Source organism: Okeanomitos corallinicola TIOX110, assembly GCF_038050375.1.
GTDB lineage: Bacteria > Cyanobacteriota > Cyanobacteriia > Cyanobacteriales > Nostocaceae > Okeanomitos > Okeanomitos corallinicola.
The window spans coordinates 2468091-2494442 of record NZ_CP150886.1 but is presented as its reverse complement, the minus strand read 5'-3'; the positions used below and the strand labels follow the sequence as shown (position 1 = coordinate 2494442).

General features: G+C 38.3%; 21 protein-coding genes, 1 pseudogene and 1 CRISPR repeat array. Of the genes and pseudogenes, 14 read left to right on the top strand and 8 right to left on the bottom strand.

From position 1 onward, the window contains the following. Positions 1-163: 163 nt before the first annotated feature. From WJM97_RS10770 to ald, 3 genes and pseudogenes are all read right to left on the bottom strand, one after another. Entirely contained in the window at positions 164-292 is a 129-nt protein-coding gene (locus WJM97_RS10770; protein WP_353933149.1) for a hypothetical protein, read from the bottom strand. 60 nt (positions 293-352) lie between these two features. After that, a pseudogene (locus tag WJM97_RS10765) lies at positions 353-1060 on the bottom strand (IS1380 family transposase); the annotation flags it as partial. A 246-nt stretch (positions 1061-1306) separates the two neighbouring features. Continuing rightward, a CRISPR array of direct repeats spans positions 1307-2648; the repeat unit is 37 nt; unit sequence GTTTCAATCCCTAATAGGGATTATTGTAAATTGCAAT. 306 nt (positions 2649-2954) lie between these two features. Then, a complete protein-coding gene (ald, locus tag WJM97_RS10760; protein ID WP_353933017.1) occupies positions 2955-4043 on the bottom strand; it encodes an alanine dehydrogenase in 1089 nt (362 codons plus the stop codon). Between the two features lie 482 nt (positions 4044-4525). Here ald and WJM97_RS10755 point away from each other — a divergent pair, with 482 nt between their 5' ends. The 3 genes from WJM97_RS10755 (at position 4526) to WJM97_RS10745 (ending at position 6359) form a co-directional block, all read left to right on the top strand. Continuing rightward, positions 4526-4696, top strand: coding sequence for a chlorophyll a/b-binding protein (locus tag WJM97_RS10755; RefSeq protein WP_353933016.1), 171 nt, complete (start codon positions 4526-4528; stop codon positions 4694-4696). A gap of 237 nt (positions 4697-4933) precedes the next feature. After that, positions 4934-5227, top strand: coding sequence for a hypothetical protein (locus WJM97_RS10750; RefSeq protein WP_353933148.1), 294 nt, complete (start codon positions 4934-4936; stop codon positions 5225-5227). Between the two features lie 49 nt (positions 5228-5276). Next, on the top strand, positions 5277-6359 hold the full coding sequence (locus tag WJM97_RS10745; RefSeq protein ID WP_353933015.1) for a WD40 repeat domain-containing protein: 1083 nt from the start codon (positions 5277-5279) through the stop codon (positions 6357-6359). A 186-nt stretch (positions 6360-6545) separates the two neighbouring features. Here WJM97_RS10745 and WJM97_RS10740 read toward each other — a convergent pair whose 3' ends face one another. Next, positions 6546-8129 carry a glucose-6-phosphate isomerase gene (locus WJM97_RS10740; RefSeq protein WP_353933014.1) on the bottom strand — a complete coding sequence of 528 codons (1584 nt, stop codon included), beginning with the start codon at positions 8127-8129 and terminating at the stop codon, positions 6546-6548. 598 nt (positions 8130-8727) lie between these two features. Between WJM97_RS10740 and WJM97_RS10735 the strand changes: the two genes are divergently transcribed. Then, positions 8728-11001 (top strand): PAS domain-containing protein, encoded by a 2274-nt coding sequence (locus WJM97_RS10735; protein WP_353933013.1) that lies wholly within the window; start codon positions 8728-8730, stop codon positions 10999-11001. A 36-nt stretch (positions 11002-11037) separates the two neighbouring features. On the opposite strand, the gene WJM97_RS10730 is transcribed toward WJM97_RS10735, so the two are convergent. Together WJM97_RS10730 and WJM97_RS10725 are read right to left on the bottom strand one after the other, a co-directional pair. Beyond that, complete coding sequence (locus WJM97_RS10730) at positions 11038-11298, bottom strand: cytotoxic translational repressor of toxin-antitoxin stability system (protein ID WP_353933147.1); 261 nt, start codon at positions 11296-11298, stop codon at positions 11038-11040. 35 nt (positions 11299-11333) lie between these two features. Beyond that, positions 11334-11531: a hypothetical protein gene (locus WJM97_RS10725; protein ID WP_353933012.1), complete on the bottom strand. Its 198-nt coding sequence runs from the start codon at positions 11529-11531 to the stop codon at positions 11334-11336. Between the two features lie 193 nt (positions 11532-11724). Between WJM97_RS10725 and WJM97_RS10720 the strand changes: the two genes are divergently transcribed. Together WJM97_RS10720 and WJM97_RS10715 are read left to right on the top strand one after the other, a co-directional pair. Beyond that, on the top strand, positions 11725-12846 hold the full coding sequence (locus WJM97_RS10720) for a branched-chain amino acid ABC transporter permease (protein WP_353933011.1): 1122 nt from the start codon (positions 11725-11727) through the stop codon (positions 12844-12846). 106 nt (positions 12847-12952) lie between these two features. Beyond that, positions 12953-13738: an ABC transporter ATP-binding protein gene (locus WJM97_RS10715; protein WP_353933010.1), complete on the top strand. Its 786-nt coding sequence runs from the start codon at positions 12953-12955 to the stop codon at positions 13736-13738. 26 nt (positions 13739-13764) lie between these two features. On the opposite strand, the gene WJM97_RS10710 is transcribed toward WJM97_RS10715, so the two are convergent. Then, positions 13765-14223, bottom strand: coding sequence for a hypothetical protein (locus WJM97_RS10710; RefSeq protein WP_353933009.1), 459 nt, complete (start codon positions 14221-14223; stop codon positions 13765-13767). Between the two features lie 168 nt (positions 14224-14391). Between WJM97_RS10710 and WJM97_RS10705 the strand changes: the two genes are divergently transcribed. From WJM97_RS10705 to WJM97_RS10670, 8 genes are all read left to right on the top strand, one after another. Then, a complete protein-coding gene (locus WJM97_RS10705; RefSeq protein WP_353933146.1) occupies positions 14392-14604 on the top strand; it encodes a helix-turn-helix transcriptional regulator in 213 nt (70 codons plus the stop codon). Between the two features lie 131 nt (positions 14605-14735). Further along, complete coding sequence (locus WJM97_RS10700) at positions 14736-15719, top strand: alpha-ketoacid dehydrogenase subunit beta (RefSeq protein ID WP_353933008.1); 984 nt, start codon at positions 14736-14738, stop codon at positions 15717-15719. 138 nt (positions 15720-15857) lie between these two features. Next, the gene (secD, locus tag WJM97_RS10695) at positions 15858-17270 is read left to right on the top strand and encodes a protein translocase subunit SecD (protein WP_353933145.1); all 1413 of its coding nucleotides are present in this window, start codon (positions 15858-15860) and stop codon (positions 17268-17270) included. Next, positions 17267-18247 carry a protein translocase subunit SecF gene (gene secF, locus WJM97_RS10690; RefSeq protein ID WP_353933007.1) on the top strand — a complete coding sequence of 327 codons (981 nt, stop codon included), beginning with the start codon at positions 17267-17269 and terminating at the stop codon, positions 18245-18247. The genes secD and secF overlap by 4 nt, the downstream gene beginning before the upstream one ends. A gap of 29 nt (positions 18248-18276) precedes the next feature. Continuing rightward, a complete protein-coding gene (locus WJM97_RS10685) occupies positions 18277-18696 on the top strand; it encodes a hypothetical protein (protein ID WP_353933006.1) in 420 nt (139 codons plus the stop codon). 242 nt (positions 18697-18938) lie between these two features. Further along, positions 18939-19799 (top strand): Tab2/Atab2 family RNA-binding protein, encoded by an 861-nt coding sequence (locus WJM97_RS10680; protein ID WP_353933005.1) that lies wholly within the window; start codon positions 18939-18941, stop codon positions 19797-19799. A 157-nt stretch (positions 19800-19956) separates the two neighbouring features. Beyond that, complete coding sequence (locus WJM97_RS10675; protein WP_353933004.1) at positions 19957-21270, top strand: TldD/PmbA family protein; 1314 nt, start codon at positions 19957-19959, stop codon at positions 21268-21270. Between the two features lie 118 nt (positions 21271-21388). Continuing rightward, entirely contained in the window at positions 21389-24007 is a 2619-nt protein-coding gene (locus WJM97_RS10670) for a chloride channel protein (RefSeq protein ID WP_353933003.1), read from the top strand. Between the two features lie 9 nt (positions 24008-24016). On the opposite strand, the gene WJM97_RS10665 is transcribed toward WJM97_RS10670, so the two are convergent. After that, positions 24017-26176 carry a Tex family protein gene (locus WJM97_RS10665; RefSeq protein ID WP_353933002.1) on the bottom strand — a complete coding sequence of 720 codons (2160 nt, stop codon included), beginning with the start codon at positions 26174-26176 and terminating at the stop codon, positions 24017-24019. Positions 26177-26352: the final 176 nt, after the last annotated feature.

The window sequence follows — 26352 nt, the reverse complement described above, 5'->3', positions numbered from 1 at the left end:
AAATTCAACAAAAGTCGTCAAATATATCATATAAATGTCTTGGTATATACGGAGATAAAAATTATTTTAGTGAACTTAGACATCAAAAAACAGAGTTAAGAAAAAACAAGTTTTTCAACCCTAATAAAAACTAGAAATGAGCGTGATAATTGCCGCCAAAGAATTAACCAGGATTGGGTAACAACTGCAAACAACGGTAAGCAGTCGCATAAATATCCTTGTAGGGACAAGAACTATTAATCGCAATTAAAACTCGTCTGGTTGTTATCTTAATCAAAGCTCCTAACTTCAACAACTTGGTACGGATAGTGCCAACTTGTGCATTCTGTAATTCAGTTTTAACTAAACTTTGTTTAATGACTCTCTGTAATTCTGATAATGCTCCTGCTGCTGGGTCTACGTTTGATGGTCTTAATTTGGCTGCTAATAGATGTTTGCCACAGAATATATATAGTGGTGCATAACAATATGCTCCATAATATGTGTTGAAAAATACTTGTTCTTGATTTCCATGTACTAAATCATCTGTCACGTCTAGGTCTAAGATTATTTGTTTCGGTTCTTTTGGGTATGATTCTAGAAATATTTTGATAAATAATTTTTCTATTTCTGCTGTTGAGTGTCCGATGCGATGATATCTACTTTCTGTTCCCTGTTCTATGTTTTCTGGACAATGTTCTAAACGATTTAATGTACTTTTCCCTGCTAATATTATTGGTTCATTCTCTTGATTTATTCTTTTTCCTATGAAGAGAGCGAACATTGGGTCATGTCTTAGTTCTTCATGGTCGTTGAGGTCTTCATATCCCATGATTAACCCATATATTCTTTGTGCTATGAGGTTTTCTATTGAATGTTGTTTTCTATTTGGCTGCCTGTAATCTTGGAAACATTGCGCTAGTCTTGATGTGATTTGCAGTTTCTTATCTATCTCCGCAATTAAACTTAGTCCTGCATCTGATGTTACTCTTCCACCCTGGAAATTTACTACAACTGGGCGAGCTTTTTCTCTTTCAAATTTGAACTGCTTTGGTGTACAATCTGTTGATACTGGGGTCATACTTTATAACTGTTGAAATGCTTTCTACATATACATTTTCTCAGTTTTTGACCCCTTTTTTTATTTCTTTGTGAGAAATCCGGGTTGGTTGTTTTATGCGGTTTTAGTCGATTTAGGTGATGCTGTAGCTGACGAACTTTCTCTCCCCTTTGATGAGATTTCATTAGAAATGATTTATTGTGGTCTTTATCATTTTACTATGGCTCATCACAATTGCCTGACTTATCAGGATTACCCAGTAAGGATGTTTCAATCCCTAATAGGGATTATTGTAAATTGCAATAGAATTATCTGCTACTGATAATGCAATCTTGATCCGTTTCAATCCCTAATAGGGATTATTGTAAATTGCAATTACCGGAATTTGATAATATAAAAATAATTCGTGATGTTTCAATCCCTAATAGGGATTATTGTAAATTGCAATTCTTATCAAAAAGCACTTAGCTTTATATAATAAATGTTTCAATCCCTAATAGGGATTATTGTAAATTGCAATTTGTACTTGTGCTACAAAAATGATCACAATGCTCATGGTTTCAATCCCTAATAGGGATTATTGTAAATTGCAATTGGGCATTAATGGTATCTGGTGTAGCCATGACGTTTCAATCCCTAATAGGGATTATTGTAAATTGCAATAATTAATAGCTAAAATTTCGGAGTGGGAGATTCGGTTTCAATCCCTAATAGGGATTATTGTAAATTGCAATTTAAATATATGTATACAAATCATATATTGGTGGGGATAGGGTTTCAATCCCTAATAGGGATTATTGTAAATTGCAATATCCGTTATTGACAAGTCCTGTAGGATTTTCAATGATGTTTCAATCCCTAATAGGGATTATTGTAAATTGCAATAAAATCAAGATATTCAGGAATCAATGGGCAGCTTAGTTTCAATCCCTAATAGGGATTATTGTAAATTGCAATTGTTAATTCTGTGGCGAGCCAAAAAACATCTAACAGTTTCAATCCCTAATAGGGATTATTGTAAATTGCAATCAAAAATCTGATTTAAGATATTTAGCTGCTCATTTGTTTCAATCCCTAATAGGGATTATTGTAAATTGCAATAAATCAAACAGTAAATCAATTTTTACCTCAGTTTAATAACATGTTTCAATCCCTAATAGGGATTATTGTAAATTGCAATTATTAAAACCTAACCCAAGGAGTAGAAAAGATGATGTTTCAATCCCTAATAGGGATTATTGTAAATTGCAATAATTCATAGATTATCAACCGTTGTAGAGGGTGAAGTTTCAATCCCTAATAGGGATTATTGTAAATTGCAATAGTACAGGATGAAAAGATAGAAGGTATCAATAAAGGTTTCAATCCCTAATAGGGATTATTGTAAATTGCAATTTGTGATAAATCTTGATTAAAAGAGAAGCCAGATGTTTCAATCCCTAATAGGGATTATTGTAAATTGCAATAGGTTTTTCAGTAATCGGTCAGCGCAGTCTTGACGTTTCAATCCCTAATAGGGATTATTGTAAATTGCAATATCATAAAAAAGAGATTTTAGTGCTGGGGATAGATGTTTCAATCCCTAATAGGGATTATTGTAAATTGCAATAGCGGCATCCTGAAAGCATTGACATATTAGGTTTTCGAGGTTCAGTTGCGCGGATGTCATAATCATAGTCCATTTCAGAGATTGCGTCAAGAGCAAAAAACGCTGAAATCCAGACAGGGTAAGGTGCGCGGGTGAGTGAACAACAAAAATAGCTCCAAATCCAAGCCCATCAAGAAATACAGCCATTTTTTCACATCTCCAAATTTTTACACCCACCCATCCGCGCAACTAACAGGATGATAAAAACAGACCATCAAATCTGTCACCTGTCACCTGTCACCTGTTCCCTGTAACCTGTAACCTATATTAACTCACCAAATCAGGGAAAACCTCTTGAACAGCAGGATGTACCAACTTATGATTTTGGACATTTAAACCCTTACCCAAAGCCGGATTAACGTCCAAAGCCTTAACCCCCAAATTAGCCAACTGCACCACATAAGGTAATGTACTATTATTCAGTGCTTGGGTTGAAGTCCAAGGTACAGCACCAGGCATATTGGGAACACCATAATGTACCACACCCTCATCAATGTAAACTGGATTAGTGTGAGAAGTAGGATGTAAAGTTTCCACACATCCACCTTGATCAACCGCTACATCAACAATTACAGAACCTGGACGCATTTGTTTCACCAAATCACGGGATACTAAAATTGGTGCTTTTCTGCCAGGAATCAAAACCGCACCAACAACTAAATCAGCCTCTTTCACTGCGGTTTCAATATGGGCAGAATTGCTATAAACTAACTCAACTCTTGAACCAAACAAAGTTTCTAAATAAGATAACCGCTCCACATTTACATCTAAAATTTGGACTAAAGCACCCATACCCACAGCAATTTTAGCCGCCTCCGTACCGACAACACCACCGCCGAGAATTACCACCTTACCCGCTTTAACTCCCGGTACACCTCCTAAAAGAACACCTCTACCTCCCTGTTGACGTTCTAGGAATCTAGCCCCAAACTGTACAGCTAACCTCCCAGCAATAATACTCATCGGTGTCAGCAAAGGTAGCCGATTTACACCAGGCTGTTCTACAGTTTCATAGGCGATCGCACAAGTCCCCGCATTCATCAAATACTCCGTTAACCCCCGATCCGCAGCTAAGTGTAAATAAGTAAATAATAATTGATTTTTTTGTAAGAAATCGTACTCTGTCTTTAAAGGTTCTTTCACCTTCACCACCATTTCCCGCTCCCAAGCAGCAGCAGCATCAACAATTTTTGCTCCCGCACCACAGTAATCATCATCAGTAAAACCAGCACCATTACCAGCTTGAGTTTCCACAAACACAGTATGACCGCTTTCCTGGAGAACCCGCACACTAGAAGGACTTAAACCCACCCGAAATTCCTGATCTTTAGTTTCTTTAGGTACACCAATTTCCATTTATTTATAGCCTCTAATAATTTTTGAGTAAGAATTCAGTTAACGCCTCACAGCATTTCGTAAAAATTTAAAGTCATCAACAGTCAGATTCTTTACATTTATACCCAAATACACTATTTGCGATTTATTAAACATTCTGACTCCTGACTCCTGAATTCTTACAGTTTTGATTGACTATAGAGTGCAGTATTTATTCCATTGAGTCCGTATTCAATCATTCAAAATGACAAATTTAACAATTACCCTTCCCTTGACGAATCCCCAACAATTCTTACAATAGATAAAGAAACATTAAAAATTGTAAAGATAAAAATCAGCAGTTTCAGAAAAGACACTTACAGCATATTGCAAGTAAATGAGGCACAAATATTCATCAAAAATATTTGCACCAAAAAATTTTTACTGCTGAAAGCTTTTTTTGAAAGCTTCTTTAACTAAGTTTCGTTTGCTGACCATCAAAATAAAGAGAGGAACTTCCGATTATGGCACAACCACAACCAAACGTTACCCCCAAACTAGAAGAACCAAAGTTTGGATTTAACGAATACGCTGAACGTTTAAATGGACGTGCAGCAATGATTGGCTTTATCTTAATGGTCGTGATTGAATATGTCACTAATCAAGGTGTACTTGGTTGGTTAGGTTTGAAATAGTTCCAACAGTAAGCTACAGAAGCTACAGAATATAACCAAAAACCAGTTGGATCATCCGACTGGTTTTAATTTTTGAGAACTACCGTACACAAAATGGCAAATTACCACACCCTTATTTTTGTACTGCAAGACTATAATGTTAGATGCCTCAATAGCCTTAAATAAAAATGTAGCAATTGCGCTATTCTGGATAAATTTACAATAAAAATTAAGTTAACGGAAACTAATTAAGCTGTGATGAACGCTGTATTACCTCGTTTTTTGAAGTCAGCCTACCGCAAAGAACCAATCATCAGCACCTTAGTAACAATAGGTATAGTAGATGCGCTGATTGGAGGTTTTGATGATAGTTGGACACTATTTACCTTTGGACTAGGAACAACAGGAGTGGCCTTATTGCTGAAATTATGGCAGATGCAGCAGCGTCCACCCCTCCCAGAAGAAACAGTAGTCCAACATTATTTACCACCTCAATCTTCCAGTCCACCGTTACCAATTATTACAGTTTCCAAGAAAAAACCACGTCAATAGTTAATCAAGCAACTGTATTGTAGAAATTCTACTGATAAGTGAGGGAACTGTGAGAACGGAAGGAAGAAGGGAAGGTAAAACACCTGCGATGATGTCCAACTTGAACTGGGCAATTTTAGCAGCAGTGATGTTTTCTATGCCAATGGTATATAACTTTGATACCAATGCGGCTCAAGCGGCCAAGGAAGTCAAAATCAACTCTTCAGAAAACATAAGTTTTACCCAACCCCGACTACTTCGCACCTTAAAAGGACACACAGGAACAGTTAAATCACTTAACTTTAGTCCCAATGGCAAAATACTGGTCAGTGGAGGTTCAAACAATGAACCAATCATACGTTTTTGGAATCCTGAAAATGGTAAAAAATTAGCTACCATTAACAGAGCGCATCAAGGGTCTGTAGACTCCATCCTCATTTCTCCAGATGCTAAAACCTTAGTTAGTTGTGGGAGTGATTACAGAATCAACCTTTGGAATCTCCAAACCCTAGAATTTAGCCGTGCTTTTGATGGACATACCAGCCCGGTGTTATCTTTGGTCACAACTCCTGACAGTAAAATTTTGGTCAGTGGTGGTTTAGACGGAATTCGTTTGTGGGATTTGCAAAAACAACTGCCACTGGCTACCTTAGTTCGCTACGATAACATCATTTATACCCTAGCTATTAGCCCTGATGGACAGACCTTAGCCAGTGGTGATAACAAAGGTATTGTTAAACTGTGGGATTTAAAATCTCGTCAATTAATTAAACAGTTAAAAGTCCATTCTCAGGTTGTTACTGGTTTAACTTTTACACCTAATGGTGAAACCTTAGTCAGTGCCAGTGGAGATAAAACTATTAAAATTTGGAATATCAATAATGGTGAACAACTGCAAACCTTCACCGGACATAACTTTCCAGTTAATGCTATTGCGATTAATGCCGATGGTAAAACCCTAGCTAGTGCGGCCCAAGATGGGATTAAACTATGGGATTTAACCACAGGAGAGTTAAAAAATCCACTGACTGAAACTAATAATTCTGCCAGTGCATGGACACAACCCACCAAAGATATCGCTTTTAGTACCGATGGGACAATGCTGGCTAGTGGTGGTATGGATGACAAAATTAATATTTGGCTAAATCGGTGATTGGTGATTGGTTTATCCTTCTGAAAAATCCCCGACTTCCTAAAGAAATCAGGGATTTAACAAAATGATACAGCACTTTCCGGTGTAATGAGGTACATTATTGGCGGGCAAGATGCCCACTCCACAAGAGTTTCTTTATTATGATTTGTACCTCATAAGAATGAAATATGCTGTAATTAATGGGTGTTAACCGAGAGAAACGGTTAAACTTGCGGGTTTACTTAAATCACCTGTGAACACCACACCGCGATGATTAGCGTGGAGATGACGGAGAATTTTGTAAATTGCTTCAACTTGTTCTGGACTCCCGGCTTTATCAGCAATTTCTGCAATAGAAAGTGCTTTTTTCTCTTTTTGTAGAACTTCCACAACTCGTTTTTGTAAATCCAGAATTGTCGCTGCGGCCTTTTTACCAGCTTCCACACCAGGTTGGTGATAAGCATTAATATTAACTAAGCTGGCATATAAACCTACCGCCCGTTCATATAATGCAATTAACGCGCCAACTGTGCGGGCATTAACTTGAGGAATGGTAACTGTAATAGAATCACGGTTATTCTCGTACAGTGCTTGACGAGTTCCTAGCAAGAAACCAGATAAATAATCACCGGCTGTGACACCAGGATCAATTTCTGGAGATGGAGTTTGCCGATCTTCTAACACCTCAATTAAGGTTGCAAAGAAGTTAGGCACACCTTCCCGTAATTGTTGAACATAGGCGTGTTGGTCGGTAGAACCTTTGTTACCATAAACGGCTATACCTTGATATACGGTTTTGCCGTCTAAATCTTGTTCTTTACCTAAAGATTCCATTACCAACTGCTGTAAGTAACGGCTAAATAATAACAAGCTATCTTTGTAGGGTAAGACAACCATGTCTTTTTCGCCTTTGCCATTTCCAGAGAAATACCAAGCCAAAGCTAATAAAGCCGCTGGGTTATTTTTCAGGTTAGAGATGCGGGTAGCATCGTCCATTTCCTTTGCCCCATCTAACATGGCACGGATATCAATACCCTGTAATGCTGCTGGTACTAATCCCACAGAGGACATTTCGGAAGTGCGTCCTCCTACCCAGTCATACATGGGGACAGTGGTTAACCAACCTTCAGATTGTGCAACTTTATCTAAGTTACTATCTGCGCTGGTAATGGCCACTGCATATTTAGCAAAGTCTAAATTTTTGGCTGCGTAGGCTTTTTTGACCTCGATCATGCCGTTGCGGGGTTCTGGTGTACCACCGGATTTAGAAATGACTAATACTAAGGTAGTCGCTAGGTTGTTGATATGGGAGAGAACCCGATCAATGCCAGCAGGATCGGTGTTATCAATAAAGTGAATGTTAAGAGGGGGAGAATCAGGGGCAAGGGCTTCAGCAACAAACTGGGGACCTAATGCTGAACCACCAATACCGATGGAAATAACGTCCGTAAAGCAGCTTTCTTTGGGGGGATGAATTGCACCTGTATGCACCTGATCCGCAAAAGTTTCGATTTGTTCTAAGGTTTGAACAATTTCTTGGGTCAGTTCTGGGGTGGGTGCTAGGTCTGGATTCCGCAACCAGTAGTGTCCTACCATGCGATTTTCGTCAGGATTGGCGATCGCACCTTTTTCTAAGGCGACCATATCCGCAAATGCTTTTTCAAATTTTGACTGCAACGATTCCACGAAGGCGTTATCAAACCGCATCCGGCTGATATCTAGATACAGTCCTAATCCCTCGTGGAAATATAACCAATCTTGGTATCGTTGCCAAAGTGCCTTAGCATCCATAAGAGGGAATTCTCAAATATATTGGTCAAACTCCAGTTTAATGTATGGTTCTGGCGATCCCTGCTTTGTCTTATACAGTTTGTAGTCAGGTGGCTGACGATTGCTGATTAGTAAAACTATAAATAATTATTTGATGGTAACAAGCACTTAGATTTCTCCGTCCAATCAATCCAAAATCTCATGATTTAGGGCTGATTTAGGGCGATCGCTTGTCTACACATTCATAATAATGTATCTTAAATAAGGTAAAAGTAATAATACACTCAACTACCATACTTCCATCACGGTAAAAACTGTAGGTGCTGAGTAGGAATAAATATCCATACACTCCCCATCATTTGTTCATCACCTCTTGGGGACTATTTTTTAATAATTATTTACTTTTACTTCTCAACGCAGCTATTAATATACGCTTAGTTCACATACTTTATATATAATATATACAAACTAACTTTTAGTAAGACTTAGGGGCTATGTGACCAGAAACTTTATTCTTGCGTAACAGTAACTCAGGCATTGCTAATACTTTCATTAGATTTTGCGTAATTCCTGTGGTCTAGAGTTTTTCTCTGATTATACAAACACTCACAGATTTAATATGGATCATTTATCTGAAACTATTATAACATCCTCTGATCATCAACCTAATATAAATGAAACTGAAACTCTCAAGCAAGAAATACACTCATTGCGACAGAAAGTAAATAAGCTAGAACAGGAACTAGCGTATTTACGTAAGTTAGATACTCATGATAAAAAAATAGATCAACATCAAGATATAAATCAAGAAAGCGAAGGCCAATCTGTTGAAATAGAACTCCAAGAAAAAACCAATTTATTACAACTGATCCTTAATAGCATCAGTGATGGGGTCATTGTCGCTGATAAAGAGGGAAAATGTGTCATCGTGAACCCAGCAGCTTCTAAGATGTACGGTAGCAATAGTACACAAACCCAATCAGAGGAATCGTCACAGCATTATGAACTATTTCGTCCAGATCAGATTATGCCATTTCCAACAGTAAAAATTCCTCTATTACGTACCTTAAATGGTGAAAGTTTCGACAATCTAGAAGTATTTAGCCAACATGAGCAAGATCAAGAAGGAATGTGGACTATTGTTAATGGGACACCTCTTGTAGATGATCAAGGTAAGATTCACGGTGGTGTAATTGTTTGCCGGAATGTGACAGAACGCAAACAGGTAGAAGAACAACTGCGTCAACGAGAGGAATTTTTACAAAGTATCTATATAACAGCAGAAGTGGGTATTTTCGTCATAGATGTGACAAAAACACGTGAATTTCGCATGTTCAGTTTCAATCCATTAATTGAAAAAATTACTGGTTTGACTACTCAGCAGGTTCAGGGTAAAACTGCTTTTGAAGTATTTGGAGAAGAAACTGGACTTCGCTTTGAAGAAACCTATCAGCAGTGTATGCGAGCAGGAACTACTATCTCATACGAAGAGTCTGTTCACTTCAATGAAGAGACACGATGGTTTTTGACAACACTGTCTCCCTCCAAAAATGACCAAGGAGAAATTTATAGACTTATTGGCACTAATACGGAAATAACAGAGCGTAAAAAGACTGAAAAGGAATTATTAGAAGTAAAAAATCTCTATCAACAAATCCTCGATTCCATTCCAGATTTTGTTCTCTGTAAAGGTGCAGAATCACGTATTATCTATGCTAATAAAGCATTTCGTGATTACTATGCCATGACTATGGAACAGCTGCAAGCAATTATTGATGCTCCATTCAATAATCCCGATTATACACAGCAATATGTTAAAGATGATGCTTACGTTTTCAATACTGGCAAAACTATGTTATTGGAAGAACCTGTTACCCGCCATGATGGAGTAGTTCATACTTTCAGCACCATTAAAAACGCAATCTTTGATATAGAAGGGCGTGTAATTCAAACTGTAGGAATTTCACGAGATATTACTGATCGAAAACAAGCTGAAATAGCTTTACAACAAAAGACAAATGAACTTGAAAAAGCTTTGATAGAACTGCAACATACCCAAATGCAAATGATTCAGAGCGAGAAAATGTCGAGTTTAGGGCAAATGGTAGCAGGTGTAGCCCATGAAATTAATAATCCCGTTAACTTTATTCATGGTAATTTAGATCATATTGAAGGATACACCCAAGATTTATTAAACTTAATCAAGTTATATCAGCAACGCTATCCTGAACCATCATCAGAAATACAAGCAGAAATAGAAGCAATTGATCTAGAATTTATAACTGAAGATATGATAAAAGTGCTTCAGTCCATGCGATTAGGTACTAACCGGATTCGGGAAATTGTTCTTTCTCTACGTAACTTTTCTCGGTTAGATGAAGCAGAAGTCAAGAATGTGAATCTACATGAAGGTATTGATAGTACCATTACTATTCTGGACAACAGGTTGAAAGCAAAATCAGAACGTCCTAAGATTCAATTGATTAAGAACTATGGCAATTTACCACTGGTAGAATGCTATGTAGGGCAACTGAATCAAGTGTTTATGAACATAATTAGCAATGCTATTGATGCCATAGAACAAAAATATAGCGATTGCCAATATCAACAAGAGAAACAAGAAACTGGTTATATTAAAATTTCCACAGAAAAGTCTAGTGACAATCGAGTAAAAATTATCATTACTGACAATGGAATAGGAATTCCAGAATCAGTGGTGGTAAGTATTTTTAACCCTTTCTACACAACTAAATCTATAGGTAAAGGGACTGGACTTGGACTTTCTATTAGCTATCAAATAGTTACAGAAAAACACAAGGGCTTGTTAAAATGTTCCTCTGTGGAAGGAAAAGGTACTCAGTTTATAATTGAGATTCCGACTAAAGTCAAATAAATCTTCACCAGTTTTATTTTTGGTTTCTGGTCAAATTCACACATCTGGCATAGGAAGGACACGTAAGAATTTCACTAATTCCCCCCTAATTTCTATACCTATGAGATAATTATCTATAGTAAAACGATAAAAAATACCTTGCTCATCTAGCTGTCGCAGCTTTGGTAGGTTGTGCAAATGCCATTTATTTTCTGTAAATTCAACAAATACAAAATTGTAGACCCGTTCATAGGCCACGGGTTCTAAACTTTTTAGGTCTGCCAAAAAAGACTTTGCGTAGCGGACTTCTACTTCCAGATTCACTCTTACTCACCAATTTTTTGTTAACTTACTCACATAAACATTAACTGTCTGATTGCCTCATCATGATTGAGTATGTCCCAGGGATGCTGTGATGATTTTACTTCCTTTATGGCTTTAAGCATATAGGAGTCAAAATACAAAGCTTGAACAACTCCCCAAACTATTTGTAGATCTTCATCAGATATTTGCTCGATGAGATGGTGCATCCTGATTCGTAGTAAATTCATTTCCAACTTTACCTAACAACGATAGAAATATTGCCAATCTATAGTTAACATTACCTAAGATACACTACAATCTATTCCGTTGCATTTCCATAGACAGGCAGTAAGGAGTAGGAAGAAATGAAAAGGTGAATCACTGCCCATACCTAATAACTAAATAACTAAATAACTAATGACTAATGACTAAGAACTAATTATGATTGAATACCTGATTTTTCTGGCTATTTCTGCCGCCACTTTTGCTTTGTTTGGGCTGGGACTAAATTTACAATGGGGTTTTACCGGATTAATTAATTTTGGTCATATTGCTTTTATGACTTTGGGCGCGTACACTACGGTGTTGCTAAGTTTAAAGGGTGTACCTCTATTATTCTCTGCTATTGCTGGGGCAATTGTGGCAGCTTTGTTGGGTTTGGTGATTGGTTTTGCCACTTTGCGCTTACGGGAAGATTATCTGGGTATTGTTACTATTGGTACAGGAGAGTTAATTAGATTGGTGATCAATAACCAGGAGTTACCAGTGGGCGATCGCTGGGTGTCTGGTGCTTTTGGTGTCCAAAGTTATACTATTCCTCTGAGTACAAGCCCTAATTTATTTGTCCGATTTTTGATGATTGGGATACTTACTTTACTGACAATTATCACTTTATTCTCTCTCTGGCGTTGGGTGAAAACTGCTCACAATTCTGCCAATGTTTCTCTGAAAAAAGAATTTATTTCTCGGTTGGTAGTAGGTATTATTCTGGGTTTATTATCAGTTGCCATTGATATCTCTGGCACATTGGGACTGTATAATTACAATCCGAAAGCAGGTTTAATGTTGTTGGCTTTATTAGTATTAGCTTTCGTATTCTGGCGGTTAGAATTTTTAGTTAATTCTCCCTGGGGACGCGTTCTTAAAGCTATCCGCGAAGATGAAGAAATACCCAAAGCTTTGGGTAAAAATGTTTTTTGGTACAAGTTACAATCTTTAATGTTGGGTGGTGCGATCGCAGGTGTTGCTGGTGCTTTCTTTGCTTGGCAACTAAGCGCAATTTATCCTGATAATTTTCAACCACAACTTACCTTTGATGGTTGGATTATGATTATTTTAGGCGGTTCTGGGAATAATATTGGCGCGATTTTAGGTTCAGTTATTTATTTCGCCTATGATGCTTTAACCAGGGAATTCTTACCAAAAATAAAAATTATTCGTCTAGATGCAGAAAGAATCGGTGCTTTTAGAATTATGTTTATCGGTCTAATTCTGATGGTATTAATGATTTGGCGACCTCAAGGTATTCTAGGTAAAAAGGAAGAACTTACTTTGAGTAAATAGGTAATAGGTAATAGGTAATTGGGTTATTTATTCTCCCACTCACCCCTTTACCCACTCCTCCCTCATGTCCTGACAACTGAAGGTTAAAATAAAACTAAAAATCATCATGGTAAATAATATTGAATCTCCTCAACTACCCCTATTAGCTGCTACCGGACTAAATAAAACTTTTGGTGGGATCCAAGCCGTTAAAGATGCAAAAATAGAAGTTAATAAAAGTAGTATTACTGGTTTAATTGGTCCCAACGGTGCTGGGAAAACGACTTTATTTAATTTACTTTCTAATTTTATTCGTCCAGATCAAGGAAAGGTAATTTTTGATGGTGAACCTATCCACAATTTACAACCATTTCAAATTGCCCAACAAGGTTTAATTCGTACTTTTCAAGTAGCAAAAACTCTATCGCGTTTATCGGTTTTAGAAAATATGCTGTTAGCAGCACAAAAACAAACCGGGGAGAATTTTTGGCAAGTTCAATTTCAGCATCATATTGTTGCCAGAGAAGAAAGAGAACTGAAAGAAAGAGCGATGTTTTTGTTAGAATCTGTAGGATTAGAAACAAAAGCAAATGATTATGCCGGTGGTTTATCTGGTGGACAGCGTAAACTGTTAGAAATGGGTAGGGCTTTAATGACTAATCCTAAGTTAATCTTATTAGATGAACCTGCTGCGGGTGTCAATCCGCGATTAATTGATGATATTTGCGATCGCATTCTCAAATGGAACAGAGAAGACGGGTTAACTTTTCTCATTATTGAACACAATATGGATGTAATTATGTCTTTGTGCGATCGCGTATGGGTACTAGCAGAAGGACAAAATTTAGCCGTTGGTACTCCCACAGAAATTCAAACCAATACCCAAGTTTTAGAAGCTTATTTAGGACAATAAGGAAAAATTAGCTAAATGGTTAGATTTCAACTCAGGGAGTGTTGATAAAATAAATGATGATTATAAGTTTCTTGAAAAACACTATTTAGCGCTTGTATTGATTTATTTGAGAAGGCAAACTTGATTTTATTTACTATTTCTTGCCAGCCTAATAATGTACCTTTATTTGTAGCTTGTTTGTACTTTTGAGTATAAAAATCTTGCCAAAAAGTTGGTGCTTTATAGGTTTTGAGTTTACGCCAGCGTTTGCGCCAAGTCAGAGTATCCTTATCTGTGGGTGGTTCTGCATCTAGAATTGGTGGTAAGTCCGCATAACTGACAAATCTGACTAGATGTTCAGAAATTACTAGGATGACGTGCGGCCAACAACGGATTTTTTTGATTTGCTCAACAGGTATTTTTAATAGTAAAGCTACTGCTTCTGGGGTGACAAAGCGAAATAATGGGTTGACGTAGTTGGAGTTTGTTGCTTCAATTGTGATCATGATTAAAGATTTCTGTCTTTTGGTAAGATGAACCTAATTTTTAGGTGACAAATGCTAGAAGATTGGAATTCTATTTTAGCTTGCCGATCGCTCTTTCGTTTGGTAGACTAGGGGCGGTCGCTTTTTATGCTATAAGTATTTAAGACTATTATTAGGCTTTTGTCAAATATGGGTTTGGTGAGGTTGCGGATTAAAGAATTTGCGGCTCAGAAGAGTTGGACGTTAAAAGAAGTTTCTGATCGTTCAGGAATTGCATACACCACGCTCAAAAATTATGCTAAGTCCCCAGGCTTGGCCTCAGTGGATGTGACATCTCTTCATAAATTGGCACGCCTATTTGATGTTATGATAGAAGATTTGTATGAGATAGTTCAGGAATAGGGAACTGGTGACTGGTGAGAGTAGTTTACCCATTACCAATTACCCATCCTCAATAAGAGTGCGATCGCTGACGTTATTGGGGACGGAGGCAAGATAAAATTTGATAACTATAAACTGTGATAAAGGTCTAAATGGCAGAAACACTATTTTTCAACGCTCTCCGGGAAGCAATTGATGAAGAAATGTCCCGCGACTCTAGCGTATTTATCTTAGGCGAAGACGTAGGACACTACGGCGGTTCTTATAAAGTAACTAAAGACCTGTGCAACAAGTATGGTGATCTGCGAGTTCTAGACACACCCATTGCCGAAAATAGCTTTACAGGCTTGGCTGTAGGAGCAGCAATGACAGGATTAAGACCTATCATCGAAGGGATGAATATGGGCTTTTTGCTCCTAGCATTTAACCAAATTTCTAACAATGCGGGTATGTTACGCTACACATCTGGTGGTAACTTTAAAATCCCGATGGTAATTCGTGGCCCTGGGGGTGTGGGAAAACAACTAGGTGCAGAACACTCTCAACGACTAGAAGCATATTTTCAAGCAGTTCCAGGATTAAAAATCGTCGCTTGTTCCACACCATATAACGCTAAAGGGTTACTGAAAGCCGCCATCCGCGATGATAACCCAGTCTTGTTCTTTGAACACGTTTTACTTTACAACTTAAAAGAAAATCTACCAGAAGAAGAATATGTACTACCACTAGATAAGGCGGAAGTAGTACGTTCTGGAAAAGACGTGACAATCTTGACCTATTCACGAATGCGGTATCATGTCCTGCAAGCGGTGAAAACCTTGGAAAAACAAGGATATGATCCAGAAGTTATTGATCTAATCTCCCTCAAACCTCTAGATTTTGATACTATCGGTGCTTCCATTCGCAAAACCCACCGTGTCATTGTGGTCGAAGAATGTATGAGAACTGGAGGGATAGGTGCAGAGTTAACCGCTTCCATCAATGATAGATTATTTGATGAGTTAGACGCGCCTGTACTGCGGTTATCTTCCCAAGATATTCCCACACCTTACAACGGTAATTTAGAACGGTTGACCATTGTCCAACCAGAGCAAATTGTCGAAGCTGTCCAGAAGATGGTAGCTGCGCGAGTTTAGGTGATTGGTGATTGGTGACAGGTGACATGGAACAAATTTTTCTCCTCCTCACCCCCTCACCCACTCCCCCTCTGAAATAACCTCTCACACCTGACAAAAAGAAAGCTATTATAACCTTTGTCAGTTGTGAGTGAAAGTATGCAAAAACAGCGATCGCTATTGGCGTTAATTATAGTATTGGTAATCGCCGCAATTACGGTGATATACACCATTCCCGTGCCTTTAGGACTAGACTTACGGGGAGGATCACAGCTTACAATTCAGGTGAAAACCACTGAAGACATTCAGGAAATCACCGAAAGAGAGTTAGAAGCTGTACAGAAAGTTATTGAAGGTCGTGTTAACGGTCTTGGTGTTTCTGAACCAGTTATTCAAACTGTTGGTACTGATAAAATCTTAGTCCAATTACCTGGAGTCAATGACCCAGAACAGGCAGAAAGGGTATTAGGTGGTACAGCACAGTTAGAATTTAAAGCCCAAAAACCAGATACAGATACCCAATTATTGGCGTTGAGAGCGTCACAAATTGAACTAAAAGACAAGCAAAAAGAGTTAAGAAAAAGCAATGATCAAGAGGCGATTGAGAAAAATCGGGCAGGATTAAAAAACAATAATGAAGCACTTGCCGAATTATTTGAAAGTACCGATCCACCATTAACAGGTAAATATCTCCAAGATGCTCAAGGAGAGTCAACCCAAGGTACTAACTGGGATGTAGCTTTACGGTTTGATGCCAAAGGTGGAGAACTGTTTGCTAACCTGACTAAAAACCTCGCTGGAACAGGGCGCACCATTGGTATTTTCTTGGATAATGAATTAATTAGTTCCCCTGGAGTTCCCGTAGAATTTGCCGCCACAGGTATTACTGGCGGAAGAGCAGTAATTCAAGGTAGCTTTACAGTAGAAGAAGCCAATGATTTAGGTGTACAGTTAAGAGGTGGCGCGTTACCCGTACCAGTAGAAATAGTTGAGCGCAGAACCGTAGGTGCGACATTGGGTAAAGATAGCATTAAAAGCAGTATTTACGCGGCTATTGGTGGTCTGATTTTAGTATTAATTTTTATGGTTGCATACTACAGACTACCGGGAGCTATTGCTGATGTATCCCTCGTTGTTTACTCTCTTTTCACTTGGGCTACCTTTGCTTTGTTAGGTGTTACCTTAACCTTACCGGGAATAGCTGGTTTTATTCTTAGTATTGGGATGGCGGTAGATGCAAATGTATTAATTTTTGAACGCACCAGAGAAGAATTACGATCAGGTAAGTCTTTATATCGTTCCGTAGAATCTGGTTTTTACCGGGCATTTTCCAGTATTTTAGATAGTAATGTTACTACCTGGATTTCTTGTGCAGCCCTATTTTGGTTAGGTTCTGGCTTAGTTAAAGGTTTTGCCCTGACCTTGGCTTTGGGAGTTGGCGTAAGTATGTTTACTGCTATTACCTGTAGTCGAACCTTGATGTTTATAGCTATTTCCAATCCTGCTTGGCGAAAAACAAACCTGTACTGTCCGAATCTGCAAGTAGTAAATAAAGCAGAGGTGGCAAAATGACGTTACATATAAATCAAAAAAGATCACTCTGGTGGGGTATTTCCGCTGTTATTATTCTCAGTGGCATCATCTCAATGGTGATATCTTGGCAAAATCCCAACATTAAAGCACCTCTGCGTCCTGGTTTAGATTTTATCGGTGGCACAAGATTGCAGTTAGTTAGGGATTGTAATCAGCCTGGTAACTGTGACCAACCCATAGATATTAATGTTGTCCGAGAAGTTGCCAAAGAACAAGGATTCGCCGACAGTAGTATTCAGTTAATCTCGGAGGATAACCGAGAAAATAATGGTATTACCATCCGCACCAAAGACCTGACCACTGAGGAACGCACCCAGTTACAAACAGCTTTAATTGAAAAAGTCGGTGCTTTTGATCCGCAAAAAAATCAAATTGACTCCGTCGGCCCAACACTAGGAAAAGAACTGTTTAGATCCGGGGTTTTAGCTTTAGTAGTTGCTTTTATTGGTATTACTCTTTACCTAAGCGTCCGCTTCCAGCTAGACTATGCAGTTTTTGCCTTGGTGGCTTTGTTTCATGATATCTTCGTGACTGTGGGGATATTCTCAATTTTGGGTTTGGTTGCAGGGATAGAAGTAGATAGTCTGTTTATTGTGGCACTGCTGACTATTACAGGTTTCTCGGTTAATGATACGGTGGTAATCTATGACCGGATTCGGGAAAATATAAAAACCCATCCTCAAACACCAATCGCAGAGATTGTTGATGATGCTGTTAATCAAACTTTGTCTAGGTCAATCAATACTACTTTAACAACACTGCTGTCATTATTGGCTATTTTCCTGTTTGGTGGGGAAACATTACGGTTCTTTTCCCTGGCTTTAATTATTGGTTTTATCGCCGGTGCTTATTCTAGTATCTTCATTGCTAGTACCTTACTGTCTTGGTGGCGAGAACGCACTGAAAAAGATACAATAGAAACAATTGATACAGCTATCGGTTCTGAGGATAGTTAGCTTAACCCTACGTCTGCCTAGAATAACCTATGGACTCACAGGAAGAACCAGCAATTAATGACTTTGATGTTGATACTTCTGATACTATTTTTGTTGAACAAGTACAGCGTTTACACCAGCTAACGGTATATGGTAGATGGTTATTTGTTGGCTGTTTGTGGGTAATAATTGTTCCTGTGAGTTTGTGGGACTTACGTAACGAGTTTTTATTGTGGAAACAATATTTTACTTGGGTAGCGGTGCGATACGCGCTGGCTTTTCATCCTTTTGCTGCTGTGGGTTTAGCCTTTTGTATTGGCATGACAGTTTCTGTGTTAGTTTGGCAAAGTCGCAATATTTTGATCGGTTTACCACAACCAGAAAAACAACGTTTAGAAAAACAGGTTTTTCGGATACGTCAACAAGGTTCTAGTCATCCTTTGTGGAAGTGGATAATTGGTAATTGGTAATAATTGGTAATTGGTTTATTAAACTTAACCTATTTACTGGTTCTAAAAAATGCTTTTTTAGGAAAATTTAATTAGTATCTGTTATACCAAATACTCCTTTTCCCAATTTAGCGCATCTTCATACAGAATTGGTATTAGGAATAGTAGCAGTAAAGGGTGTCAAGTTGATATTTTCCATGCTGGTAAAAATGTTAGACTGAAAATATAAGAAAATATAAACTTGCTAGATTTCACCGCATAACATGGGCAATATTTGGGAACTCGATTTTTACTCCCGTCCAATTTTGGACGAAAACCAAAAAAAAGTTTGGGAAGTTTTAATTTGCGAAAGTCCATCGGATGTCCGCGCTAAAACTGATTCCCTGTTTCGCTATGCTCAATATTGCCCTAGTACCCAGGTAAACTCAGTTTGGTTAAGGACGGCATTACAGGAAGCAATTGATAAAGCAGGTGAAGCTCCTATAAAAGTTCGCTTTTTCCGGCGGCAAATGAATAATATGATTACTAAAGCCTGTCAAGATGCGGGTATTCCAGCCTTACCTAGTCGTCGGACTTTATTTCTCAGCCAATGGATAAAACAGCGGATGGAGGAAGTTTATCCCCAAGAACCAGGATATCAGGGGAAAACAAACCCATCTGTACGGTTAGAAAGACCTTTACCCCAACGTTTACCAGATGCCTTAGAAGGTAAACAATGGGCATTTGTAACTTTAGAAGCTAGTGATTTTGCAGATATGCCAGAGTGGGAAATTGGCTTTGGTGAGGCTTTTCCCTTAGAATTAGCGCAATTATCACCAGAAACTCGTATTCCCGGAATTTTAATTTTCTCCCCCAGGGCTTTACCTATTGCTGGTTGGATGTCTGGTTTAGAGATGGCCTACTTGAGATATGAGACAAAACCAGAAAATAGACTGATTTTAGAAACCGGCGCAACAGAAAGCTGGGTTGTGGCTAATATCAGAACTCCCCAACTCCTCAAAGAAGCCGAAGGTTTTGAACAAACTAAGCAAAACGCCAATGGAGTGCATTTTATTGGTGTACAGTCTGACCCCGCAGCACAGTCTTTTGAGGGTTTTTGGCTGTTACAAGAGGTGAATGTTTAAAAGGTGATTGGTGATTGGTTAATAAACCTCCCCATCTCCCTCTGCTTCCCCTGACTCCCCATCTCCTAAAACTCCTGATCACTGGCAACTGACTAATGAGATAATGGCCAGGTCTATCTAAGGTTGACCATCTAACGTCCACAATTCAATAAGGGAAATGGGTTCTGCAAATTTGTCACAAGATACACTAGCGGAACAGCTGCTAGAAATTGCTTTGAAATCTGGCGCAGAGTCTGCGGAAGTGTATCAGTCGCGATCGCTTTCTCGACCTGTGTTTTTTGAGGCCAACCGCCTAAAACAAATAGAAACCAGTCAATCTGAAGGTACTGCACTGCGACTGTGGCGAAAGGGTTGCCCAGGACTCACAGTAGCCTATGGTTCTGTAGATCCTCAAGGGATGGTAGAAAGAGCATTAGCTTTAAGTCAACTCAATGAACGAGAACCTGTAGAATTAGTCACTAACTCCAAGCCCAATTATCCCGACTTGGGGAAAGATGTGTCAGTGCAAACCTTAATAGATTGGTCTAAACAGGCGATCGCCCTGATTCGGGAAGTATATCCTGATGTTCTCTGTACCAGTGACTGGGAATGCGATGTGGAAAATACCAGGTTAGTCAATAGCCAAGGTTTAGATTGCTACTACACCGACACTACTCTCAGTTGCTATATGGCAGCAGAATGGGTGAGAGGTGACGATTTCCTCAGTGTCGCTGATGGACAAACCCAACGAGGAGAACTTAACCCAGAAAAATTAGCACACCAAATCCTACAAAGACTAAACTGGGCTAAAGAAAACATTTCCACCCCCAGCGGGAAATTCCCCATATTATTTACCTCCAAAGCTGCGGATATGCTGTGGGGAACAGTACAAGCTGCATTAAATGGTAAACAAGTTTTAGAAAGGGCTTCCCCTTGGGCAGAAAGAATAGGTAAAGCCATTGTCAGTCCCACCCTTACCCTCTACCAAAATCCCGAAGCAGGACCCTATAGTTGTCCCTTTGACGATGAAGGCAACCCCACCAAATCCTTAGTATTCATCGAAAACGGTATTTTACGGAATTTTTACAGCGATCACACCACTGGCAGACAATTAGGAATAGGTAGTACAGGTAACGGTTTTCGCCCTGGCTTGGGTAGTTATCCCACTCCCGGCCTATTTAACTTCCTCATTCAACCCGGTACTGCATCCTTGCAAGAACTAATTCAAACCATGGATGAAGGTTTAATTGTTGACCAAATGTTAGGAGGAGGAGGAGGAATTTCCGGTGATTTCTCCATCAATGTAGACTTAGGTTACTGGGTCAAAAACGGAAAAATTATTGGTAGAGTCAAAGATACAATGGTGGCAGGTAACGTTTACACCACCCTCAAACAAATAGTGAAAATAGGTGGCGATCCAGAATGGAATGGATCTTGTTACACCCCATCATTGATACTAGAAGGACTCTTCACCACAGGGAAAAGTAGTTAATAGTTACGGTTGATCATCTCAGAGTTAAAAAAATGTAATTTGACTAAGGAGTAATTATAGAAAATCATGATTAATAGATACACTCAGCTTGAATTTTGAAGTTTAAACTCATATAAATATGCTGCTTCCCCAACAGCTGATCAGCAAGTTTCGCAACTTATGGAAGCCCAGACACAATTTAGCGATATCTTCCACGGGCTATGCTAACGCTGAAGCTGCCATTATTGGTATTGTTGCCGCTTTATCAGCAGTATTACTTAAACAAGGATCAGGATGGTTAGGCACATGGCGAGTCCACACAACCTATCTTTTACCAGCATGGTTAGTTTTACCAGCCATAGGAATGTGTTTTGGGTTTTTAGCCGGGTTATTAGTACAGCGGTTAGCAGCAGAAGCATCAGGTAGCGGTATTCCCCAAGTCAAAGCCACCTTAGCCAACTTTCCTGTTAATTTATCTTGGCGAGTAGCAGCAGTAAAACTACTGAGTGCCATGATGACTTTAGGTGCTGGTTTAACCTTGGGAAGACAAGGGCCAACAGTGCAAGTCGGTGCAGGTTTAGCAGCGGGAATGAGTGATTTAGTCCCCACATCCCCAGAACATCGTCGCCAAATGATTGCCGCTGGTGCTGGTGCAGGTTTATCCGCTGCTTTTAACGCCCCCCTGGCCGGCGTATTATTTATCATTGAAGAACTACTCAAAGATTTATCAGGTATAACTTTAGGTACGGCAATAATTGCCTGTTTTATTGGTGGGGTAATTTCCCGCTGGTTAGGTGGTGGCAGTTTACAACTGAACTTAGAATTAATGAATTATTCTAGTCAGTTTTCTTTACTAGAAATTCCGATTTTTTTACTATTAGGTGTACTCATTGGCTTGTTAAGTGCAGTATTTCATCACGGCTTAATTTTCAGCATTAAAACTTATCGGCGATTACATATTAGTTTACCCCTGCGAGTAGCCTTAGCTGGTTTAATTTCAGGTTTAATTGTGGCATTACTACCAGAATATTATCGTGATAATGCTGGTTTACGAGAATATATGATTGCCAGTGAACCTAATTTATTATTAGCAGGAATTACCTTTATTACTCAGTTTATTTTAACTTTAGTCGCCTTTGGTTCTGGCGCACCAGGGGGTTTATTTGCACCTAGTTTAATTTTAGGTTCTTGCTTGGGTCATATTGTCGGCGTTTGTGAATTTCAATTATGGGGTTTGGGATCTATTAACACCTATGCTTTAGCAGGAATGGGAGGATTTTTTAGTGCTGTTTCTAAAGTTCCCATTACAGCTATTGTTATAGTTTTTGAAATGACGACAGATTTTAATTTAGTATTACCTTTAATGATTGTTTCTGTCACCTCTTATTTAGTAGCTGATCAAATTGTCCCTGGTTCACTCTATGACAAACTTTTACTCCTCAATGGAATTAAATTACAAAAAGATGCTCCCATTGAAGGCATATTAACCCAGTTAACCGCCCAGGATGTCATGCAGCGACGGGTAGAAACTTTAGATATAGAAATGTCTATTGAAGAATCTATTCAAGCATTTTCTAGTTCTCATCATCGTGGTTTTCCAGTAGTAGAAAAAAATAAATTAGTGGGGATTATCACTCAATCAGATTTACAAAATCGTTATCCATCTAATCATGGTTTAGTGGGGGAAATAATGACACCTAAACCAGTCACAATTAAGCCTAAACAGACATTAGGAGATGTACTTTATTTACTGGATCGCTATCAAATTAGTCGTTTACCAGTAGTAGAAAAACAAAAATTAATTGGCATTATTACCCGTGCAGATATTATTAGAGCAGAAGCAGATCATCTCAATTGTAAAAATAGTATTTCTGGTCCCCAACCAGAACCTTCCTATGTAGTTTACCAAACCCGATCACCGAGTATTGGTAGAGGGAGATTATTAGTCACATTGGCTAACCCAGAAACCGCAGAAACTATTTTAAAAATGGCGGCTACAATTGCCCGCGATCGCCATTATGAATTAGAATGTCTGCAAATTATCTTAGTATCTCGTCATAGTTCCCCATCGGAAACCACAGTTAGAACCGCTAAAAGTCGGCGTTTATTAAGAAAGGCAGAAATTTTAGCTAAAAAATGGCATATTCCTATTCATACACAAATCCGAGTCGCTCATGATATTGCTGAAGCAGTTTTAGAAACAATCAAAGAACGACATATAGATTTAATTTTCATGGGTTGGAAAGGTAACACCTTTACCCCTGGACGTATTTTTGGCACAGTTGTAGATACTATAATTCGTCAAGCAAGTTGTGATGTAGTGGTTGTCAAATTAGGCAATTATTCCGAACATCTACATTTTAATCGTTGGTTAGTTCCCATGGGAGGCGGACCAAATGCACCCATAGCAATTAAATTATTACCAGCTTTAATTACTTTAGGAAATAACGCCGAAATTCGCCTTACCCAAGTATTTACACCTTCAGAATCACAACCAGATATGACAATTTTACAAGAATCTACTAAACAATTAATGCGTAATCTCAACTCAGAAACTAAAATAGTTGCTACACCGATAGAAGCTGAGTCTGTAACTGAAGGTGTGATTAATTTAGTGAGAAGAAGACGCTATGATGTGGTAGTTTTAGGTGCTTCCCGTGAAGGTTTATTACAACAAGCAATTCAGGGAAATATTCCCGAAACAATTGCTTCTGGTGTTGATAGTACAGTAATTTTAGTGCGCGGGGAAATTAATTAAAACTGAGTTTTATTGTTTAACTAGTTTCATTGATAAACCAATACGTTTTAATTTTTCATTTATTTCTAAAACCCTGACTTTTACTACTTGTCCAACTTTCACAACTTTGTTCGGATCATCTACAAATCTATCCGCAAGTTGGGAAATATGAACTAAGCCATCTTGATGAACTCCAATATCCACAAATGCACCAAAATTAGCCACATTGGTAACAATTCCTTCTAGTTCCATTCCTTCTTTTAAATCACTAATTTCTTTAATTCCTTCTTTAAAGGTCGCATACTTAAACTCTGCACGGGGATCTCTACCTGGTTTTTCTAACTCACTAATTATATCCCGCAGTGTGGGTTCACCAATACTATCAGTAACGTATTTTTTTAGGTTGGTTTTTTGCAGTTTTTCAGCTATTTGTGTTACCTGTTTTAAGGGTACTTGTAAATCTTTAGCTATGGTTTCTAAAACTTGATAACTTTCTGGATGTACTGCGGTATTATCTAGGGGATTTTCACTATCTCTAATTCTTAAAAAACCTGCCGCTTGTTCAAAGGCTTTTGGTCCTAGTTTCGCTACTTTTAACAGTTGTTTACGATTTTTAAAAACACCATTTTGGTTGCGGTAAGCAATAATATTGTTAGCAACTGTAGGGGTAATTCCAGATACAAATGTCAGCAATTCTTTAGATGCAGTATTCAAATCTACTCCCACATAGTTAACACAACTTTCTACTGTTTCATCCAGTTTCTTTTTCAGGAGTTTTTGATCAACATCGTGTTGATATTGTCCCACACCAATTGATTTGGGGTCAATTTTTACTAATTCGGCTAAGGGATCTTGTAATCTTCTGCCAATACTAATTGCACCTCTAACAGTAATATCTAAATCTGGAAATTCCTCCAGTGCAACTTTACTGGCTGAATAAATAGAAGCTCCAGATTCATTTACCATGACTTTAATCGGTTTTTGTTCACAGATTGTTAATACTTCTGCCACAAATTCATCGGTTTCACGGGATGCTGTTCCGTTACCAATAGCGATTAATTCAATGTTGTATTTTTCAATCAGTTGTTTAATGGTTTGTCCAGCTTTTCGTCTTTGTTCTGCCGCTTGGTGGGGGAATACGGCCTGATATTCTAAAAATTGACCGGTTTGATCCAAAACTGCAACTTTACACCCAGTCCTAAACCCTGGATCTATAGCTAAGGTTGGTTTCATTCCCGCCGGTGCAGATAATAATAATTCCCGGAGGTTGGTTTCAAAGGTTTTGATAGATTCAATATCAGAATAGGTTTTTTTAGCGGCAATGACTTCACTGATTAAAGATGTTTTCATCAAGCGGTTAAAGGCATCTTTTAACATCCCTTGATAGAAGTCTCTAATGTTTCTAACTCTGGTTTTTATTTCTTGAGATTCTAAATAGGAAAGAACAAAATCTTCATCAAAGGCAATATCAAAGTTTAGTATTTTCTCTGCTTCTCCTCGACATAATGCTAGGAGATTATGGGGGGCAATATTTTTAACTTTGATTTGATAGTTGCGGTACATTTCAAATTTGGTTGTACCTTCGGGATGTTCATTTTTAATGTGGGAAATAAATAAACCTTTATCTAATAAATAATCCCGTAAATAGGCTCGTGATTCTGCTTTTTCGGCAACTTCTTCTGCTAAGATGTCTGATGCACCTTTTAATGCTTCCTCTGGAGTTTTTACACCTTTTTCCTCAGAAATATATTTTGCTGCTGCTGTTTCTAAATCAGTAGATGCACCATTTTTAACATTTAATGATTTAATCAATGCTGCTAAAGGTTCTAGTCCTTTTTCCCTCGCAATGGTAGCACGGGTGCGACGCTTAGGTTTGTACGGTAAGTATAGATCCTCAAGTTCTGTTTTTTGTAAACAAGAGGTAATTTTATTTTGTAATTCCTCTGTAAGTTTACCTTGTTCGGCGATCGCATTTAAGATCACCTGCTTTCTTGCTTCTAATTCTGTTAGGTACGTGTAACGATCCGATAAGTCCCTTAATTGCACTTCGTTCATTTCTTCAGTGCGTTCTTTACGATAACGAGCAATAAAGGGAATTGTTGCACCTTCGGAAAACAGTTCTAATGCGCTCTGTACCTGATGGAGCTTGAGTTCTAGTTCAGTTGCTAGTAGCTGAGGAATGTTTAACATTCGATGTTGAAGTGAAAAATACTACTTAAAAAATGGCACATTTTACAGCCAGATTCCCATGCTGTTTTGATAATGTGGAAAATTAAATTTACATCTTCCAGTTTTTTTATCAGCTGAGGGTATTATACACATCATAATCTACCAGAAAATCACACAATATGATGGACTGATTTAAA

Excerpts from the sequence above, each read along its gene's own strand:
- WJM97_RS10725 (WP_353933012.1), bottom strand. The coding sequence starts at position 11,531 with ATGAATTTACTACGAATCAGGATGCACCATCTCATCGAGCAAATATCT.
- WJM97_RS10670 (WP_353933003.1), top strand. The coding sequence starts at position 21,389 with ATGCTGCTTCCCCAACAGCTGATCAGCAAGTTTCGCAACTTATGGAAG.
- WJM97_RS10710 (WP_353933009.1), bottom strand. The coding sequence starts at position 14,223 with ATGATCACAATTGAAGCAACAAACTCCAACTACGTCAACCCATTATTT.
- WJM97_RS10740 (WP_353933014.1), bottom strand. The coding sequence starts at position 8,129 with ATGGATGCTAAGGCACTTTGGCAACGATACCAAGATTGGTTATATTTC.
- secF (WP_353933007.1), top strand. The coding sequence starts at position 17,267 with ATGACGTTACATATAAATCAAAAAAGATCACTCTGGTGGGGTATTTCC.
- ald (WP_353933017.1), bottom strand. The coding sequence starts at position 4,043 with ATGGAAATTGGTGTACCTAAAGAAACTAAAGATCAGGAATTTCGGGTG.
- secD (WP_353933145.1), top strand. The coding sequence starts at position 15,858 with ATGCAAAAACAGCGATCGCTATTGGCGTTAATTATAGTATTGGTAATC.
- WJM97_RS10705 (WP_353933146.1), top strand. The coding sequence starts at position 14,392 with ATGGGTTTGGTGAGGTTGCGGATTAAAGAATTTGCGGCTCAGAAGAGT.
- WJM97_RS10750 (WP_353933148.1), top strand. The coding sequence starts at position 4,934 with ATGAACGCTGTATTACCTCGTTTTTTGAAGTCAGCCTACCGCAAAGAA.
- WJM97_RS10755 (WP_353933016.1), top strand. The coding sequence starts at position 4,526 with ATGGCACAACCACAACCAAACGTTACCCCCAAACTAGAAGAACCAAAG.
- WJM97_RS10735 (WP_353933013.1), top strand. The coding sequence starts at position 8,728 with ATGGATCATTTATCTGAAACTATTATAACATCCTCTGATCATCAACCT.
- WJM97_RS10685 (WP_353933006.1), top strand. The coding sequence starts at position 18,277 with ATGGACTCACAGGAAGAACCAGCAATTAATGACTTTGATGTTGATACT.
- WJM97_RS10715 (WP_353933010.1), top strand. The coding sequence starts at position 12,953 with ATGGTAAATAATATTGAATCTCCTCAACTACCCCTATTAGCTGCTACC.
- WJM97_RS10720 (WP_353933011.1), top strand. The coding sequence starts at position 11,725 with ATGATTGAATACCTGATTTTTCTGGCTATTTCTGCCGCCACTTTTGCT.
- WJM97_RS10700 (WP_353933008.1), top strand. The coding sequence starts at position 14,736 with ATGGCAGAAACACTATTTTTCAACGCTCTCCGGGAAGCAATTGATGAA.
- WJM97_RS10680 (WP_353933005.1), top strand. The coding sequence starts at position 18,939 with ATGGGCAATATTTGGGAACTCGATTTTTACTCCCGTCCAATTTTGGAC.
- WJM97_RS10665 (WP_353933002.1), bottom strand. The coding sequence starts at position 26,176 with ATGTTAAACATTCCTCAGCTACTAGCAACTGAACTAGAACTCAAGCTC.
- WJM97_RS10675 (WP_353933004.1), top strand. The coding sequence starts at position 19,957 with ATGGGTTCTGCAAATTTGTCACAAGATACACTAGCGGAACAGCTGCTA.